Origin of the sequence: Proteus sp. G2609, assembly GCF_963896135.1 — a bacterium.
GTDB lineage: Bacteria > Pseudomonadota > Gammaproteobacteria > Enterobacterales > Enterobacteriaceae > Proteus > Proteus mirabilis.
Genome location: NZ_CAWQNB010000040.1, coordinates 366,078 through 382,394 on the forward strand (window position 1 = coordinate 366,078; position 16,317 = coordinate 382,394).

Sequence of the window (16,317 nt, forward strand, 5' to 3'; positions counted from 1 at the left end):
GGATAAAAAAAAGCCCTGTTGGGGAAACAGGGCAAAAAATAATACAACACCAGGGAAAAATGTATTATAAATAAAATTAACTAAATGGTTAATAAGTAAATTTACGTGAATATTGATTTTTTTATTAATCAAAAAATAATCAACATTAAATTGTTATGGAAACAAAAGGGAAAAGGCGATAATAAATAAGCAGAAAATGGAAATAAGTAAAATAAAATTTAAGTAAAAACAAAGAAGATAGAGAAGAAAAAAGGAGTACTTTAAAACATTTTTTATTAATAGAGTTCGTAATAGTCCTGTCCCTAAAGTAAAGTTATTAATATTTTGTTAAAAAATAATAATTTCGTTCGTTAAAGTTATATTATTTTTTCACTATGCATTTCTTATAATGCTAATGCGCTTTTCAAATTCTTATTAGCATTACTACTAAGAGAATATTTAATTAATAAATCCACTTATTTGATTTAAATCTCACTTTAAAATGAAAATTGTATATTTGGCAATCAATTCTTATTGGTGTTTTTTTCATCTTTTAGCATGTTGTTAAATAATCAATTAACAATATTTTGTAGATCAGTAAATTTATTTTATTATATAATATAGAATGTTTTAATTATTTATCTAAATGATATTTATAGGTTTTTTATTTTGTTATGCTAAAGTTTCTAGTTAATAAGATAATTAAATAGAATGATTAAATAATAAAAAAATAAACAAAAAATATACATATCGTATAATCTTGTGTTACATTTAAGTCGCTTTTTAGACAATCATTTTTGATATGAGATAAAGACATACATAAGCCATTTATTGGTTCAATTATAGGTGTTTATCTGTTTTTTATTTCAATAGCGATGTAAGGATAGGTTATATACGTTATTACATAAGGGGATTAATTTGACAGGGCTAATTAACTTTGCAAATAACATTTTATGGGGATATGTACTTATTTACTTACTCCTTGGTGTGGGTATTTATTTCACTATTCGAACAGGATTTATTCAAATCCGCCATTTTGGTCATATGTTTTCTATTTTAAAAAATAGTCATAAGTCAGATAAATCAGGTATCTCTTCATTCCAAGCTTTATGTACCAGTTTAGCTGCACGTGTTGGAACAGGTAACTTAACCGGTGTAGCAATTGCGCTGACCGCAGGTGGCCCTGGGGCCATTTTTTGGATGTGGGTAGTTGCAATTATAGGTATGGCGACTTCCTTAATAGAAAGTACATTAGCACAGTTGTATAAAACTAAAGATGATGAAGGTAACTATCGCGGTGGCCCTGCTTATTATATGACAAAAGGCCTCAATATGCGTTGGATGGGCGTATTATTCGCCATTTTCCTCATCATTGCCTTCGGACTTGTTTTTAATGCGGTACAAGCTAACTCAATAGCGCAAGCTGCTGCATCAGCATTTAATTTCGATCCATTATATGTTGGTATTGGACTGGTGGTGATGAGCGGCTTTATTATTTTTGGCGGTCTACGTTGGATTGCGCGTGTTGCTGAGCTGGTTGTTCCCATTATGGCTATAGCCTATTTATTATTAGCATTTTGGGTCGTTGCAGATCATTTTGAACGTTTACCTGAAGTGTTTATGCTAATTTTTAAAAGCGCATTTGGTTTACAGGAAGCCGCAGCAGGGGCAATTGGCTATGGTATTAGTCAAGCGATGACCCAAGGTATTCAACGCGGCCTATTTTCTAATGAAGCAGGTATGGGATCTGCACCTAATGCCGCCGCTTCTGCAACACCTTACCCACCTCATCCAGCATCGCAAGGTTATATTCAGATGTTAGGGGTATTTATGGATACCTTGGTGATTTGTAGTGCGACTGCAGTGATTATTTTATCTTCAGGTGTGTTAGATAATTATCAAGATGGTATTAATGGTATTCAGTTAACCCAGCTAGCATTATCGTCAACTGTCGGTGGTTGGGGGAGTACTTTTATTGCTGTTGCGATTTTTTTCTTTGCCTTTACATCGATTATTGCAAATTATGCCTATGCTGAAAGTAATATGATTTTTTTAGGCCGCAATCATATGACAGGGCTATTCTTACTCAGATCAGCCGTACTGGCGATGGTGATGTTTGGCGCTTTGGCTGAAATGCCGTTAGTGTGGAAAATGGCTGATCTCTCGATGGGATTGATGGCTGTCACTAACTTAATTGCCATTATTTTACTTTCAGGCGTCGCTTTGAAGTTAATTAAAGATTATAACCAACAGCGACAAGCTGGTGTATTACCCACTTTCAATATTCGCCAATACCCTGAATTACAAAATGATATAGAGCAAGGTATTTGGGATAAAGAGCCTTTACCTAATGAGCCGTTAGTCCGCTGTGAAAAGGTGAGGCAATAATTGAGCAAGTACGGTATTCATTAAAAAATTATTAAAAAAAAACCAAAATACAAAACCCATATTTTTTAATATGGGTTTTTTGTCTACAATTTAGCCTTAAATTTATAGTCTAATGTATTCAGGATGGATAATGATCTTTAGTCGCTACAGTCTCTTTTTACTTGTTACTTTGGGGTTGCTTTCAGGTTGTGTTCAGCAACCTCAGCTTATTGATAGGGGGGATTATTTTGCACAAGTTGTTCCCAATAACCCTGGGCAAGATAATCGCGTAAAATTTTTAGTTATGCACTACACCGCCGTTGACGATAAAGAATCGTTAAAAACGTTAACTTCGGGAAATGTAAGCAGTCATTATTTAATTCCTACCAAACCAAATTATGTTGATGGTAAGCCGGTTGTGTTTGCTTTAGTGAGTGAAGATAAAAGAGCATGGCATGCAGGGCTAAGTCAGTGGGGAAATAGTGCAGGTTTGAATGATGGTTCAATTGGTATTGAGATAGTGAATTATGGTTATAAAGATCAGGGTACATTAAGAGAGTGGTTACCTTATACCGCAGAACAACTCTCAACCATTACTATGATGATGAAAGATATTATTCAACGCTATGGTATTGAACCTCAAAATGTAGTCGGGCATAGTGATATTGCACCACAACGTAAAGTTGATCCGGGACCACTTTTCCCATGGGCTGAATTAGCGAAACAAGGAATAGGCGCTTGGCCAGATGATGAAACAGTCACTTTCTATTTAGCGGGAAGAGCTGCATCGGAGCCTGTTGATATTGCTAATTTTCAAACCTTGTTAGCGAAGTATGGTTATCAAACACCAACAACAGGGATATTAGATCCTGAAACGCAAAAAGTGGTTAGCGCATTTCAAATGCATTTTAGACCAAGTGATATTAAAGGTATTCCTGATGCGCAGTCAGAAGCTATTTTAATGGCGTTAATTGATAAATATCGAACTAAGTGGATACAGCCATCAACTGAGCCAATAAAACATTCAGATAATTGATAGTTATTAAGGATAAAAACTAGCCCCAAAGTGACTATTTACTTTGGGGCTATTTGCAATAATAGATTTATTTTACTGTATTAGGTGTAGCAATTTCTGTGTCGGTTTCTTTAAAACTGAGACTAATTAGTAATGAAATTGCGAATGCAATAATACCCGGTAATAACCAACCTAGGCCATACTCAGACAGTGGAATGTAACTAAATAGTTGTAATAAATCTCCATTTAGCCATTTTAACTGTTTTAATGTGTCAAGTAGGCTCATTAAAACAATGACACAGATTGTAAAGCGGTAAGTAAAACGCGGTGATTTTAGTTTATGGCGAACAAATTGTAGTAAGACTAGTGTCACTGATGTTGGATAAATCATTAATAATGCAGGAATAGTGACACGTAATAAGGTATCAAGACCAAAAGTAGAGACTAACGTCGTTAACAGTGTAAATACTACAACCCAGAAGCGATAGCCTAAACGATGATGGAATGTCGCAAAGTAGTCTGCTGCAGCACTAGTAACCCCGACTAAGGTTGTCATACTGGCTAATAAAACAATCCCGCCCATCAACCAAGTACCGACAGAGCCAAATAAAGCGTCTACGTAGCGTGAGAAAATTTGACCACCGTTAGTGGCATTTAGTGCCGGATCAGCAAAAACAGATACCGCGTGACTTGTGGCACCTAAATAGAATAAACATAAATAAAGGGCGGCTAAGAGTAAAACCGAAATCATCCCCGCTTTTATGGTGATAAAACCAATTTGTTTAGGATTGGTGATCCCTTTGGTATATAACGCACGAGCGACGATCCCGCCAAAAGCCATAGCAGATAGCACATCCATGGTTTGATAACCGTCAATAATACCGGAGAAGAAGCCATTTACCGCATAAAGGCCGGTAGGCTCTTCAATAGGGGAAAGCGGTTTAGCCACCACAGCAATACCAACGACAACCAGGAGTATTAAGAGCGCTGGGGTCATGAATTTACCGATGGCACTGATCATCGTACCTTGTTTAAGCATAAAGAACATACTTAATAGGTTAAATATTAATGCGAAAGTCAGATGGGTCGTAGTATTTTTTTCAATAAGACCAAGAGGTAAAAATCCCATCTCATAGGCGGTGTTCGTGACCCGAGGCATTGCAAAGGTAGAACCGACAATCAGGTAAAGTGCAATCCAAAATAACACCGCAAACCATGATGGCAAGTCGATAGAAAGGCGTTCACCACGTCCACGAATAGCTACGGTGACTAAGGTTAAAAAAGGGAGTAAGACACCCGTAACCAAAAATCCTAATGACGTACTAAACCATTGGTTTCCAGATTGGAAACCTGCCATTGGAGGGAAAATAATATTACCAGCGCCAAGGAAAAGAGCAAAAACCATCATTCCAAGGACTAGCATGTCTTTTGTTGAAAGCATAACTAATACTACCTGTCTGAGAGAGAATATATTAATAATTTATACTTGTTATTCTATATTTAGCCTAATTACTAGGTAATTATCTTGTAAAAATAGTGTTTGAATAACGAAAAGAGAATTGATAGTAACAAATTCTGACGGAGATGTAAGAAGAAATAGGTGTTTAATCCTGATCCAGCAGGAAAAGGAGCATAATAAATGGCTATAAAGCAGGGGGGCAAGCAGTGTGATCCTCTAGCTAGGATCACAATTGCTATATAATTTTGTAGACATTAGTGATAAAACACAAAAAATATCGTGTTTAAATAAATTTATTGATAGCGACGGCAACACCGTGTTCTTTATTAGATAATGTAATAAATTTCGCCACTTTTTTGATCTCTTCAGGGGCGTTTCCCATCGCAACACCCAATCCTGCGTACTGTAACATCGCTAAATCATTATCTTGATCGCCAATACACATTATTTTCTCTGGAGTGATTTTTAAATGTTCTGCTATTTTTTGTACCGCGTTTCCTTTATTGACATCGGTATTTAATATCTCAATAAAATAAGGAGCGCTACGTAATATGCTGTATTGTTGATAGATATTAGCAGGTAAATATTGCATTGCGTTATCTAATACCGTAGGTGTACCAACGATCATAAATTTACTAAAGCGCATATCTCTTTGCATTTCGCTTAAGGGGCGATAATAGAGAGGTGTCCACGTTAAGAATGCTTCACGACAAGTAAAATGGCTAATATGGCGATTGGTGGTATAAATTTTATTATCACTTAAAACATGAAAGTGAACACCTATCTCACGGGAGAGATCTTCAAAATAGAGGTAATCTTCAAAATTGAGCAAGTCTTCGGTGATAATTTCACCATTTTCTGCTTGGTGAATTTGGCTACCATTATTGCTAATGCAAAAGTTATCAGATGTATCAAGATTAAGTGCTTTTAAATAGGGAGAGATGCCGTTAAAAGATCGCCCAGATGCAAGAACAATATGCACTCCAGAATTTTTAGCATGTTGGATCGCTTGATGTACTTCAGGTGTGATCTCATGTTGTTCGTTTAGTAACGTTCCATCTAAATCAATAACGATAAGCTTAATACTCATTATCATCCCCATATTAAAGTAAAGCAGTTAATGGTTGGTAAGGGCGAGGCATTATCATCACATAACTGGGGCTTTATTTATGTGACACGAAAGAGAATATCTCTATGCCACATAAAAGTCAGTCTAATCACAACAAAGTGATTGCAAATGTAAGGGCTGTTTTGTCTCTAACTCGATATTTTGATTTTGCCTAAAGTCAAATGGAGTGATGCCATACTCTTTACGAAACATATAAGTAAAGTGTGATTGCGAGCCAAAGCCGAAATCTAATGCAATATCAAATATTGAGCGGTCACTGGTGCGTAAAAGATGGATAGCCCCCGCTAAACGGCGTTGGCGAATATACTTTCCTAAAGAGGTGCCCGTGACTTCTTTAAAAATTTTCTGCATATGCCAAAGGGAATAGCCGGAGTAAGCCGCTAGCTCTTCAAGGTGTATTACGCGACCTAAATGCTCCTCAATCCATTTACTTAGCGCGCAAACTAATGCGAGATGATTATCTTGTGGCATTACAGTTCCATTCTATCGATGAAGTTAAGGTAAAAAACAAAATTAACTCCTTAATATTATACAAAAAGTGGCAAACAGAGAAATCCATATTAGTTGATTGCTGTTTCTATGTGTTGGCAAAATGTGTAATTAAAATAAAAATGCCTATTTTGCGTACAATTAAGAAAAAATAGTGCCAATTATCTGTTTTCTGTCGAGGAAGCATTTAACTTTCTTTATGAAAACTATGCTAAATTTAATCTTAGAGATAACTTATTGCGAATTTTATAACAACAGTGATAGGCGTTGTTATCGTATTAAAGCGAATGCCTATTTTGTAATAAGTACTATTAACAAAATGTATTTAAAGGATTTTAATTTGAACGCAAAGAAAATAATTATTAGCTTAATAATTATATTAGCTATCAGCTTGGGGTTGTACCTTGTGGCGTTAGATAATTTTTGCGATCAAGGCGAAGATTTTCAGCAAGGTATCTGTCGCTTTACCATCTTATTCCCCTCTAAGCAGCCGTAAAAAACCCGCTTTCTATGCTTTTTCCCCTCTATCACAAAATGTATTTGTTATTCAAGTCAGATTAGTGTTTTAATGGTGGCTTGAAATAAACAAAATCGTAAACATTGATTTACACTTTTACCTGATAGATGAAGAAAAGAGGATGTATGGCGAAAGAGTCGCAACAAGCAGAATTAAAGCGCGGTCTTAAAAATCGACATATCCAGCTGATTGCGCTGGGTGGGGCTGTCGGCGCTGGTCTGTTTCTTGGTATCGCGCAAACCATTAATATGACTGGGCCATCAGTTATATTAGGCTATGCGATTGGTGGTTTTATTGCGTTTATGATCATGCGCCAACTTGGTGAAATGGTTGCCGAAGAGCCGGTTGCGGGTTCATTTAGTCACTTTGCCAATAAGTATTGGGGGCCATTTGCTGGCTTTTTATCAGGTTGGAACTACTGGGTTATGTTTATTCTTGTCGGTATGGCTGAATTAACCGCCGCAGGAAAATATATTAATTATTGGTTACCTGATATTCCGGTGTGGGTTTCGGTAGCGGTGTTTTTTGTTGCTATTAATTTAATTAACCTAATTAATGTCAGAATGTATGGTGAAACCGAGTTTTGGTTTGCCATTATAAAAGTTTTGGCGATCGTTGGTATGATTTTATTTGGTAGCTATTTATTGGTCAGTGGTAATGGTGGTCCGCAAGCTTCTGTGAGCAATTTATGGGAGCTAGGTTTTTTCCCTCATGGCTTTACTGGGTTTATGTCTGCATTAGCTATTGTGATGTTCTCATTTGGGGGACTTGAGCTGGTAGGGATCACGGCCGCAGAAGCAGAAAATCCTAAAGTAAGTATTCCCAAAGCAACTAACCAAGTTGTTTATCGAATTTTGATTTTCTATATTGGTTCATTGATTGTACTGCTTTCTCTTTATCCTTGGACCCAAGTGGTGAAAGGAGAAAGTCCTTTCGTACTTATTTTCCATAATTTAGATAATTTTGTTGTTGCCCATATTTTAAATGCGGTGGTTTTAACCGCGGCATTATCTGTCTATAACAGTGGCGTTTATTCTAATAGCCGGATGCTGTACGGTTTAGCCAAACAAGGCAATGCACCGCATTCATTATCTAAGGTTAATAAACGTGGTGTACCTGTTATTTCTTTGGGGTTATCTGCGATAGCCACATCACTCGGGATTTTGGTTAACTATTTACTCCCTGATCAAGCTTTAGAGCTATTAATGGCATTAGTGGTAACAACATTAGTGCTTAACTGGATCATGATCTGTTTAGCAAACTTAAAATTCCGAGCAGCTAAAATTAAAGAGGGTGTAGAGCCTTCATTTAAAGCACTTTGGTATCCTTATGGTAACTATCTGTGTTTAGCCTTTTTATGTATGATTTTGGTCATTATTCTAATGATGCCAAAAATTAATATTTCCGTTATTTTGATGCCATTTTGGGTAGGCTTGCTCTGGATAGGTTTTAAGATCTCAAGAACTAAAAAATCGCTGACAGCCATACAAGCAAGGCAAGATAGTTAAATTATCTTGGCTAAGTTAGCCTAAGTGAAATATAAGAAAAACGCGATATTAAAAAAGTGACTCTAAAAAGGGTCACTTTATTTTTTTATTAGGGCAATCGATCACTGCCAACGTAACCAAGCAAATAAAACATTACCGTTATTATAGGTTCCTGGTACATAAGTCGCCTGTAATGATAAGTGTCCATAACCGACTGACACTAGCGGTAGAGGTAATGGCATCGGAATATAGTTATACTCATGACGAGCAGTCACACTTAAGGTAAAGCCCGCCCCCATGCGAAAACCCTCTCTATCTCCACCGGGATACCACATTTTTTCAAAACCATAGCCCATAATAGGTTGTACACGATTATTGGAATCCATAAAGGCCATAGCATATAAGCCATGCCAATCACCCTCATTATCATAACGATATTTACCCATACCAAATCCCCAAGGCGTTTCGTTATAACGATTGGTTTTTTCTTTATCGTAAGTAAAACGGTTATGCCAAGTCCATACCGGTAAATAGTAGTTATATTGGTCATTATCCCAAGTTTGGGTAAGATTACGTTTAAATTTTCCCCAATAGCTTTCCTCATTTTTTTCTGAGAAAGTGTTCTCTGCTGGCTGAGGTTTTTTTGTCGTAATAGTCTGAGGTGTGTTTTGCGTATTTTCAGAAGCAAAAGCAGGTGCTGTTAACGTAACTGAAAACAGTGTAGCTGCTAATAGGCTAGAGTGAAAATAGGTAGATGACATATATAACTCCGAATACGGCATTGCGGTGGTTCTGGTAATGTTAAAAAAATTTGTGTCATAGTGTTATTTAATTAGTGAAATATTCAGATAAGAGCTATCCGAAATTGAACTATTTTAATAACATTATATTTAATTTCAAATGGTTACAAAGAGATGTATCTCAGTTGCTCCCATTTAAAAGATAATTATTTATAGTATTAGTTAATATAATTGAGGATTTATTAAGCTTAATAATGATACATAATTTATTAGATTTTAGAATAAAACAAACTAAGCAAGATAATAACGATTAAATATTATCTAAAAAACATTATAACATAATATAACGATTACATATCCATCGGTTTTTTTATCGCATATTGAAATATTAATATAACGTTAATAATGAATAGTGTTTGTTATATGGGCAAAATTGCAAAAAAGCAGGATAATAGAGTAATTAATAATGAGAGTTAAATAAAAAAAGCAAAAAACGAAGATGTGTTTATAAAGTGTTTAAGTTTTATGGCTGCTGGATAAAGTGATCACTTCACTATAGCACCCCTAAAGAAGGAGTAAATCTGTGAGTTGTGAGTAACGAGGGGAAAACCCACAGATTTTAAGAAAAAATCGTTTAATTATTGAGATAACGGTTCTTTACTAATAACTAATAGTCGATTAGTATGAATATCGCGATCTTTTCCCCAGCAAAACGCATCCCATTTATTATAAAAGTCTTCCACACTATCAATTAAATGTAATGGTCGATCCATTTCAGTGCCATCTGAAGCATAAATATAATATCCTTCACTAAAAGCCCATAAAATCATATCAATCCAAAAACCTTTACCATCAGAGGTTTGTTCCTCATCAGTCACAACAATATTGTGTACTTTTAATAGGTTATAAAAGAAAGTGCGGGGTAAATCTCTTATTACATTGCGATGTTTAGGAAGGCGAGAACGCCATACTTTTATTTGAGTACATGTTGTTTGTCCATAAACGATATCTTGTCGAAATCTTAGTTCAACTAAATAGGCTGTTTCGCTTTCTTTATTAGTAGTAATAAGTCTATATTGATCTCTATGAACAGCTTTAACTAACCGATAGCCCGTAGGAATTTCAAAACCGTCTAAAGAAATATCTTTTACCCCTTGGGTTATAAATTGTATTGTATGTTCAATATTTTTGGCTGGTAGTTTTAATTTCGCATTAAAATCTGCATCAGGAATAAGATAAGGCATTGATTGTCCATTTTGTTGTTGCGATGGTTCATTTTTCATTTAGCCCCTCCGCATATCAGTGGTGGTCAAGAAATGCATTATAAATACCTCATTTAGCAGATTATATATCGATTGTCGTTAAAACGAGCAAAATATTTTATTTTATGCTTATCATTGTCTTATGATGAGAATATATATTCAAGATTGATAGCTAATAAAATATAAATCATCGATCCTGCCTCTATTATAGACAAGCTAGATTAATTTATCTTCTAAAATAGAAAAGTTAACTTAAAGCACGTTAAGTGAGCTGATAAAGGTTGTCATTATCTAGCTTCTTTATCTTCTGCATGCGATACTCTTGTGGCTTATATCATATAAGCTTTGGCTCGGGGCGCCTATTGGCTGAGATGAACCCGTATAACCTGATCTGGATAATGCCAGCGTAGGGAAGTCAAGGTCACTGTGCTGATTAACAGAGCCCGACTTTTCTGTAACTGGTAAAGGAGGAGTTAATCAGTGAGATATAACGCATTGTCTATCGCCGGCACCGATCCGAGTGGTGGGGCGGGGATACAGGCTGATCTGAAAACATTTTCCGCACTGGGTGTATATGGCACAACAGTCATGACTGCACTGGTAGCGCAAAATACCTGTGGTGTACACTCTGTCTATGATTTATCCCCTGATTTTGTCGCAGCACAATTAGATGCGGTACTTTCTGATGTCAGAATAGATAGCGCTAAAATTGGTATGCTTTCTAATGCCAGTATTATTGATGTCGTTTGCGATAAACTGCAGCAATATCCCATTCCTTTTGTCGTACTTGATACTGTTATGCTTGCCAAAAGTGGCGATCCACTGTTACAACCTGATGCTATCGATAAAATGTTCACTCAGTTATTACCCCGCGTTGATTTGATCACGCCAAATCTGCCTGAGGCGGCAGCACTATTAGGTTGTGATATCGCGACAGATGAAACAACTATGAAACAACAAGGTGAGGCATTACTTCATCAAGGTTGTCAGGCGGTATTGATGAAAGGGGGCCATTTAAGCGAGAAAGAAAGTCCTGATTGGTTATTGACCCAAGATGGGCAATGGCGATTTACTTCACCGCGCATCAATACAAAAAACACTCACGGTACGGGATGCACACTTTCAGCCGCTTTAGCTGCTATTCGTCCTCAAGTTTCTGATTGGCAAAGTTGTGTTAAACAAGCAAAAGCCTATTTACAGCAAGCGTTAGAACAGGCAGACAGTTTAGAGGTGGGACAAGGTTTCGGCCCTGTACATCATTTTCATCGCTGGTGGTGATATCAAAAAGCCCCTATTAAAGGGGCTTCAATGCGTAATTTAATCGTAAAAATTAAGCAATAGTCACAGATTTATCTAAATAGACATCTTGTACGGCATTTATTAGAGCAACACCGTCTTTCATGGATTTCTTAAAGGCTTTACGACCTAAGATAAGCCCCATGCCCCCAGCACGTTTATTAATGACTGCAGTACGTACTGCATCAGCAAGATCGTTATTACCCGATGCTCCACCTGAGTTAATTAATCCTGCACGTCCCATATAGCAGTTAGCTAATTGGTAACGCACTAAATCAATGGGGTTTTCGCTCGTCAGTTTAGTGTAAACACGCTCATCAGTATGACCAAAACCAATCGCTTTAAAGCCACCGTTATTTTCAGCCATTTTCTGTTTAACAATATCGGCACCAATGGTTGATGCTAAATGGTTGGCTTGACCCGTTAAATCAGCACTTGCATGGTAATCAACCCCATCTTTCTTAAAGGCTGGATTACGTAAATATGCCCATAATACGGTAACCATGCCTAATTCATGGGCACGTTCAAATGCCATCGAGATCTCTTCGATTTGGCGGCGGCTTTCTGGAGAACCAAAATAGATAGTCGCACCTACAGCAACAGCCCCCATTTCAAAGGCTTGTTCAACACTGGCATACAGCGTTTGGTCGTATTGAGTTGGATAGCTTAATGTTTCGTTATGATTAAGTTTTACCAAAAATGGGATTTTGTGTGCATAACGACGAGAAACAGAAGCCAGAACACCATAGGTGGAAGCAACACAGTTACATCCGGCTTCAATGGCAAGCTCAACAATATTTTTGGGATCAAAATAGAGTGGGTTCGCGGCAAATGAGGCAGCGGCAGAGTGTTCAACACCCTGATCGACAGGTAAAATAGAAAGATAACCGGTTCCTGCTAAACGACCATGGTTAAACAGGGTTTGCATAGAACGCAATACGGTATTAGGGCGATTGTTATCAATCATCACACGATCAACAAAGTCAGAACCTGGCAGGTAGAGATTTTCGCTTGGGATGGTTTGGCAGCGATGTTCCAATAATGAGTTAGCATCAGCACCTAACAAACTTACTATATCAGTCATTACTTACTCCAGTTCACGATGAGATGATAGTGATTGTCATTTATCTACATTAAGATAACAAGTCACATTGGGGCGGTAACCGGCAGTGGATCGCTTCAGGTAGTACAATAAATTCAAATTTATCCCCTAAAAGGGGTTCACCATCTAAATTAAATACCATTTCATGAGCCGCACTAATAGTGACCCAATCACTTTCTCGCTCAATAATTTTGTCATTTTTCTTACGATCGAACAGACTGGTTAATAGAGAAGGAAGCAATTCACGGGCTTCAACAAGGGTAATATTGAGTTTATTGTCATTAATCAGTGCTTCGGGGCAAAGTTGTTGTCCACCTCCCGCTTGGCGTCCATTACCAATACCGATAATTAAAGCTTCACCTTTCCAATGAAAATTTTCAGCTTCAACGGTGCATTGATCCGCTTTTAAGGTATCAATACGCAATAAACCATTAATAAAATAAGCAGCACCACCTAAGGCAGATTTTAGTGCTTCAGGGGTTTCAGTGGTGATCTTGGTACCAAAGCCACCTGAGGCCATATTGATAAAGTAATGTGTTTTGTTCACATTAATAATATCGACAGGAACGGCGCGACCTTTAATCGCTAAACTGAGCGCTTTGTCCATCTCTAATGGGATTTGTGCACTGGTGGCAAAATCATTTGCAGTCCCTAAAGGGATAATGCCTAACGCGGGGGGCGAAGAGGGGGCTAAACGAACCAGCTCAGAGGCGACATTGTTGATCGTACCATCACCCCCTGCGGCGATAATGGTTTGCGCTTGAATATGTAGTGCTTCTTGCACAAAGCGTTGAATATCACTTGATTCCCATGTCACTCTGACTTGGATATCATTACCTTCCTTGCGTTGTTGATAAACCGCTTGTCGCAGAGCCTCATTGCCTGAGTTTTTTCCATTGATAATCAGCAAACTGATTTGGCCCATCAATATGACTCCTTAATTAATATGACTTATTTAAAGATAATGGATATTAGGCGAATTACCATTTTTTTTACAAAGTATCACCAAAGCCAAAAGCAATTTACGTTACTCAAAAAATAATAATAAAAATAGCGGGGGATAAAAAAAGAAAAGGCAAATCCAAGGGAGATTGGATTTGCCAAGGAGGTGGTTCCTAGTCTTACTGTATTCATTCTAGTTCTTTATTTTTCGAAATAGATGATACGGCAAATGAATAGGTATTGATGTGATCTATCTTTGAAATTGACCACATCAAATCAGATAATGATGATTTACTTCACTTCTACCGCATCAATTTTATGAGGTTGACGGGTTGTCGTTCCTGGCAGATTACGAATAAGCAGTGCAAAGTTTAAATCAACATCGTCAGGAACAGGTAAATAAACCACATGGCCATTACCCGGAGCAACATCTGTCGGCTGTTGTTTTTTATTAAATAACGCATCTAAAGTGAATTGAATATTTCCTGTTGGTGTCATTAGCTCTAAGCTATCACCTAAGATAAATTTATTTTTAACATCCACTTCAGCTAAACCGTTAACACGTTTACCTGTAAATTCCCCTACAAACTGTTGTGTATCTGATACAGAATAGCCGTATTCATAGGTTTGGTAGGCATCATGGGTATGGCGACGTAAAAAACCTTCGGTATAACCGCGGTGTGCCAAACCTTCTAGCGTTGTCAGCAGTGTCGGATCGAAAGGTTTACCTGCAACAGCATCATCAATAGCACGGCGATACATCTGTGCTGTGCGTGCGCAATAATAGAAAGATTTAGTACGACCTTCAATTTTCAGTGAATGTACACCCATCTTAGTTAACTGCTCAACGTGTTCGATAGCGCGCAGATCTTTTGAGTTCATAATATAAGTACCGTGTTCGTCTTCGAACGCAGTCATATATTCACCCGGACGTTTAGCTTCTTCAATTAAGAACACTTTATCAGTGGGGGCACCTACACCTAACGTTGGCTCAACATTTTTTACCGGGATAGGTTGGTACTTCTCGACAATATTCCCCACTTCATCTTCTTTGCCTTCTTCAACTTTGTATTCCCAACGGCAGGCATTTGTGCATGTACCTTGGTTTGGGTCACGTTTATTGATATAGCCTGATAATAAGCAACGACCCGAATAAGCCATACACAAGGCCCCGTGAACGAAGACTTCAAGCTCCATATCAGGGACTTGTTTACGAATTTCTGCAATTTCGTCAATAGATAGCTCACGAGAAAGAATGACGCGAGTTAAGCCCATTTGACGCCAGAATTTTACGGTAGCCCAGTTAACGGCGTTAGCTTGTACTGAAAGGTGGATATCCATATCAGGGAAAGCTTCACGCACCATCATGATCAAACCCGGATCAGACATAATCAGCGCATCAGGCCCCATATCAATAACTGGTTTTAAGTCACGGATAAAGGTTTTTAATTTTGCATTATGGGGGGCGATGTTAACCACAACATAGAAGCGTTTACCTAATTCATGCGCTTCTTGTATTCCTTTAGCAAGGTTTTCGTGGTTAAACTCATTATTACGTACGCGTAAACTATAGCGAGGCTGACCTGCATAGACCGCGTCTGCGCCATAAGCGAATGCATAGCGCATATTTTTTAATGAGCCTGCAGGAGAGAGCAATTCGGGTGTAAACATGATTAATTTCCTGGTTCTGATTTCAAGTCAGTCCCCTACACAAAAGGTAAGGGTATATCATAAAGGGGAGGATTCTAGCGCTTAACTGTAGCGAGGTTCAATGTATTCCTGAAAAAATATCATCGAAAACGATAGGCTGCGGTTTCCCAACGATAGCCTTGTCCATAAATTGAACGAATAAATTCAATTTGATCGTTAAGTTGCTCAAGTTTGCGCCGTAAGTTTTTTATATGGCTATCAATAGTACGGTCGGTTACGATGCGATAATCATCATACAGATGATCCATTAACTGGTCACGGCTTAACACTTTGCCCGGTTGTGTAGCTAATGCTTTAATAAGACGAAATTCAGCGGTAGTTAAATCAAGAATTTTATTATGATATTGAATTTGGTAAGCCTGCTCATCAATAATAACTAAGGCGCTATTTTGCACAATATCCTGTGGCCGATAATAGCGACGCAATAATGTTTTTACACGGGCAACCACTTCCCGAGGGCTATAAGGTTTGCAAATATAGTCATCAGCACCAATTTCCAACCCTAATAGTCGGTCTACTTCTTCTGTTTTTGCGGTGACCATAATAATAGGAATATCGGAGAACTGACGTAACTCTTTGCATAGGGTAATACCATCTTTACCCGGTAGCATCAGATCAAGCAGGACTAAATCGTAATGAGATTGTTTGATATGTTGTATAACCTCAGTACCATCTGCCAGCCACTGCGTTTGATAATCAGATGCTTGAAGATAATCAATAAGTAATTGTGCCAATTTCGGCTCATCTTCAACGATTAAAATTGAATATGTAGATGTGGTCGTGGTCATTGTCTATATGGCTCAATAGTTATCAATTAGGACAA

At 37.5% G+C, this 16,317-nt stretch carries 14 protein-coding genes and 1 riboswitch; of the genes, 5 read left to right on the plus strand and 9 right to left on the minus strand.

What is annotated here, in order from left to right:
- Positions 1 to 897 precede the first annotated feature (897 nt).
- Together AACV01_RS15040 and AACV01_RS15045 are read left to right on the plus strand one after the other, a co-directional pair.
- Positions 898 to 2,367 carry an alanine/glycine:cation symporter family protein gene (locus AACV01_RS15040; RefSeq protein WP_004243466.1) on the plus strand — a complete coding sequence of 490 codons (1,470 nt, stop codon included), beginning with the start codon at positions 898 to 900 and terminating at the stop codon, positions 2,365 to 2,367.
- Positions 2,368 to 2,497: 130 nt separating this feature from the next.
- Complete coding sequence (locus tag AACV01_RS15045) at positions 2,498 to 3,382, plus strand: peptidoglycan recognition protein family protein (RefSeq protein WP_017628032.1); 885 nt, start codon at positions 2,498 to 2,500, stop codon at positions 3,380 to 3,382.
- Positions 3,383 to 3,449: 67 nt separating this feature from the next.
- On the opposite strand, the gene brnQ is transcribed toward AACV01_RS15045, so the two are convergent.
- From brnQ to AACV01_RS15060, 3 genes are all read right to left on the minus strand, one after another.
- Positions 3,450 to 4,802 (minus strand): branched-chain amino acid transport system II carrier protein, encoded by a 1,353-nt coding sequence (gene brnQ / locus AACV01_RS15050; protein ID WP_004243464.1) that lies wholly within the window; start codon positions 4,800 to 4,802, stop codon positions 3,450 to 3,452.
- Between the two features lie 301 nt (positions 4,803 to 5,103).
- The gene (gene yidA, locus AACV01_RS15055) at positions 5,104 to 5,910 is read right to left on the minus strand and encodes a sugar-phosphatase (RefSeq protein ID WP_004248301.1); all 807 of its coding nucleotides are present in this window, start codon (positions 5,908 to 5,910) and stop codon (positions 5,104 to 5,106) included.
- A gap of 123 nt (positions 5,911 to 6,033) precedes the next feature.
- Positions 6,034 to 6,420, minus strand: a complete 387-nt coding sequence (locus tag AACV01_RS15060; RefSeq protein ID WP_004243460.1) for a helix-turn-helix domain-containing protein — start codon at positions 6,418 to 6,420, stop codon at positions 6,034 to 6,036.
- A 337-nt stretch (positions 6,421 to 6,757) separates the two neighbouring features.
- Here AACV01_RS15060 and mgrB point away from each other — a divergent pair, with 337 nt between their 5' ends.
- Both mgrB and AACV01_RS15070 read left to right on the plus strand, forming a co-directional pair.
- Positions 6,758 to 6,934: a PhoP/PhoQ regulator MgrB gene (mgrB, locus tag AACV01_RS15065; RefSeq protein WP_109024017.1), complete on the plus strand. Its 177-nt coding sequence runs from the start codon at positions 6,758 to 6,760 to the stop codon at positions 6,932 to 6,934.
- A 146-nt stretch (positions 6,935 to 7,080) separates the two neighbouring features.
- A complete protein-coding gene (locus AACV01_RS15070) occupies positions 7,081 to 8,463 on the plus strand; it encodes an amino acid permease (protein ID WP_046334586.1) in 1,383 nt (460 codons plus the stop codon).
- A gap of 101 nt (positions 8,464 to 8,564) precedes the next feature.
- Here the strand turns inward: AACV01_RS15070 and pagP are convergent, their stop codons facing one another.
- Both pagP and AACV01_RS15080 read right to left on the minus strand, forming a co-directional pair.
- Complete coding sequence (gene pagP / locus AACV01_RS15075) at positions 8,565 to 9,203, minus strand: lipid IV(A) palmitoyltransferase PagP (RefSeq protein WP_004243456.1); 639 nt, start codon at positions 9,201 to 9,203, stop codon at positions 8,565 to 8,567.
- Between the two features lie 617 nt (positions 9,204 to 9,820).
- Complete coding sequence (locus AACV01_RS15080; protein ID WP_161683174.1) at positions 9,821 to 10,465, minus strand: hypothetical protein; 645 nt, start codon at positions 10,463 to 10,465, stop codon at positions 9,821 to 9,823.
- Positions 10,466 to 10,785: 320 nt separating this feature from the next.
- Positions 10,786 to 10,874: riboswitch (TPP riboswitch) on the plus strand.
- A gap of 50 nt (positions 10,875 to 10,924) precedes the next feature.
- On the opposite strand from AACV01_RS15080, the gene thiD reads away from it, so the two are divergent.
- Positions 10,925 to 11,722 carry a bifunctional hydroxymethylpyrimidine kinase/phosphomethylpyrimidine kinase gene (gene thiD / locus AACV01_RS15085; protein WP_060554719.1) on the plus strand — a complete coding sequence of 266 codons (798 nt, stop codon included), beginning with the start codon at positions 10,925 to 10,927 and terminating at the stop codon, positions 11,720 to 11,722.
- A gap of 52 nt (positions 11,723 to 11,774) precedes the next feature.
- Here the strand turns inward: thiD and fbaB are convergent, their stop codons facing one another.
- The 4 genes from fbaB to baeR all read right to left on the minus strand — a co-directional run bounded on the left by fbaB (position 11,775) and on the right by baeR (position 16,282).
- On the minus strand, positions 11,775 to 12,824 hold the full coding sequence (gene fbaB, locus AACV01_RS15090; protein ID WP_004243453.1) for a class I fructose-bisphosphate aldolase: 1,050 nt from the start codon (positions 12,822 to 12,824) through the stop codon (positions 11,775 to 11,777).
- A gap of 49 nt (positions 12,825 to 12,873) precedes the next feature.
- Positions 12,874 to 13,767, minus strand: coding sequence for a lipid kinase YegS (gene yegS / locus AACV01_RS15095; protein WP_004243451.1), 894 nt, complete (start codon positions 13,765 to 13,767; stop codon positions 12,874 to 12,876).
- A 308-nt stretch (positions 13,768 to 14,075) separates the two neighbouring features.
- Positions 14,076 to 15,455 carry a prephenate-dependent tRNA uridine(34) hydroxylase TrhP gene (trhP, locus tag AACV01_RS15100; RefSeq protein WP_004243450.1) on the minus strand — a complete coding sequence of 460 codons (1,380 nt, stop codon included), beginning with the start codon at positions 15,453 to 15,455 and terminating at the stop codon, positions 14,076 to 14,078.
- 119 nt (positions 15,456 to 15,574) lie between these two features.
- Positions 15,575 to 16,282: a two-component system response regulator BaeR gene (baeR, locus tag AACV01_RS15105; protein ID WP_004243449.1), complete on the minus strand. Its 708-nt coding sequence runs from the start codon at positions 16,280 to 16,282 to the stop codon at positions 15,575 to 15,577.
- Positions 16,283 to 16,317: the final 35 nt, after the last annotated feature.

What these genes read in the sequence shown, in the direction of transcription:
- mgrB (WP_109024017.1), top strand. Translation starts at nt 6,758, where the DNA reads ATGTATTTAAAGGATTTTAATTTGAACGCAAAGAAAATAATTATTAGC.
- yegS (WP_004243451.1), bottom strand. Translation starts at nt 13,767, where the DNA reads ATGGGCCAAATCAGTTTGCTGATTATCAATGGAAAAAACTCAGGCAAT.
- AACV01_RS15060 (WP_004243460.1), bottom strand. Translation starts at nt 6,420, where the DNA reads ATGCCACAAGATAATCATCTCGCATTAGTTTGCGCGCTAAGTAAATGG.
- pagP (WP_004243456.1), bottom strand. Translation starts at nt 9,203, where the DNA reads ATGTCATCTACCTATTTTCACTCTAGCCTATTAGCAGCTACACTGTTT.
- AACV01_RS15070 (WP_046334586.1), top strand. Translation starts at nt 7,081, where the DNA reads ATGGCGAAAGAGTCGCAACAAGCAGAATTAAAGCGCGGTCTTAAAAAT.
- AACV01_RS15045 (WP_017628032.1), top strand. Translation starts at nt 2,498, where the DNA reads ATGATCTTTAGTCGCTACAGTCTCTTTTTACTTGTTACTTTGGGGTTG.
- brnQ (WP_004243464.1), bottom strand. Translation starts at nt 4,802, where the DNA reads ATGCTTTCAACAAAAGACATGCTAGTCCTTGGAATGATGGTTTTTGCT.
- yidA (WP_004248301.1), bottom strand. Translation starts at nt 5,910, where the DNA reads ATGAGTATTAAGCTTATCGTTATTGATTTAGATGGAACGTTACTAAAC.
- fbaB (WP_004243453.1), bottom strand. Translation starts at nt 12,824, where the DNA reads ATGACTGATATAGTAAGTTTGTTAGGTGCTGATGCTAACTCATTATTG.
- baeR (WP_004243449.1), bottom strand. Translation starts at nt 16,282, where the DNA reads ATGACCACGACCACATCTACATATTCAATTTTAATCGTTGAAGATGAG.
- AACV01_RS15080 (WP_161683174.1), bottom strand. Translation starts at nt 10,465, where the DNA reads ATGAAAAATGAACCATCGCAACAACAAAATGGACAATCAATGCCTTAT.
- trhP (WP_004243450.1), bottom strand. Translation starts at nt 15,455, where the DNA reads ATGTTTACACCCGAATTGCTCTCTCCTGCAGGCTCATTAAAAAATATG.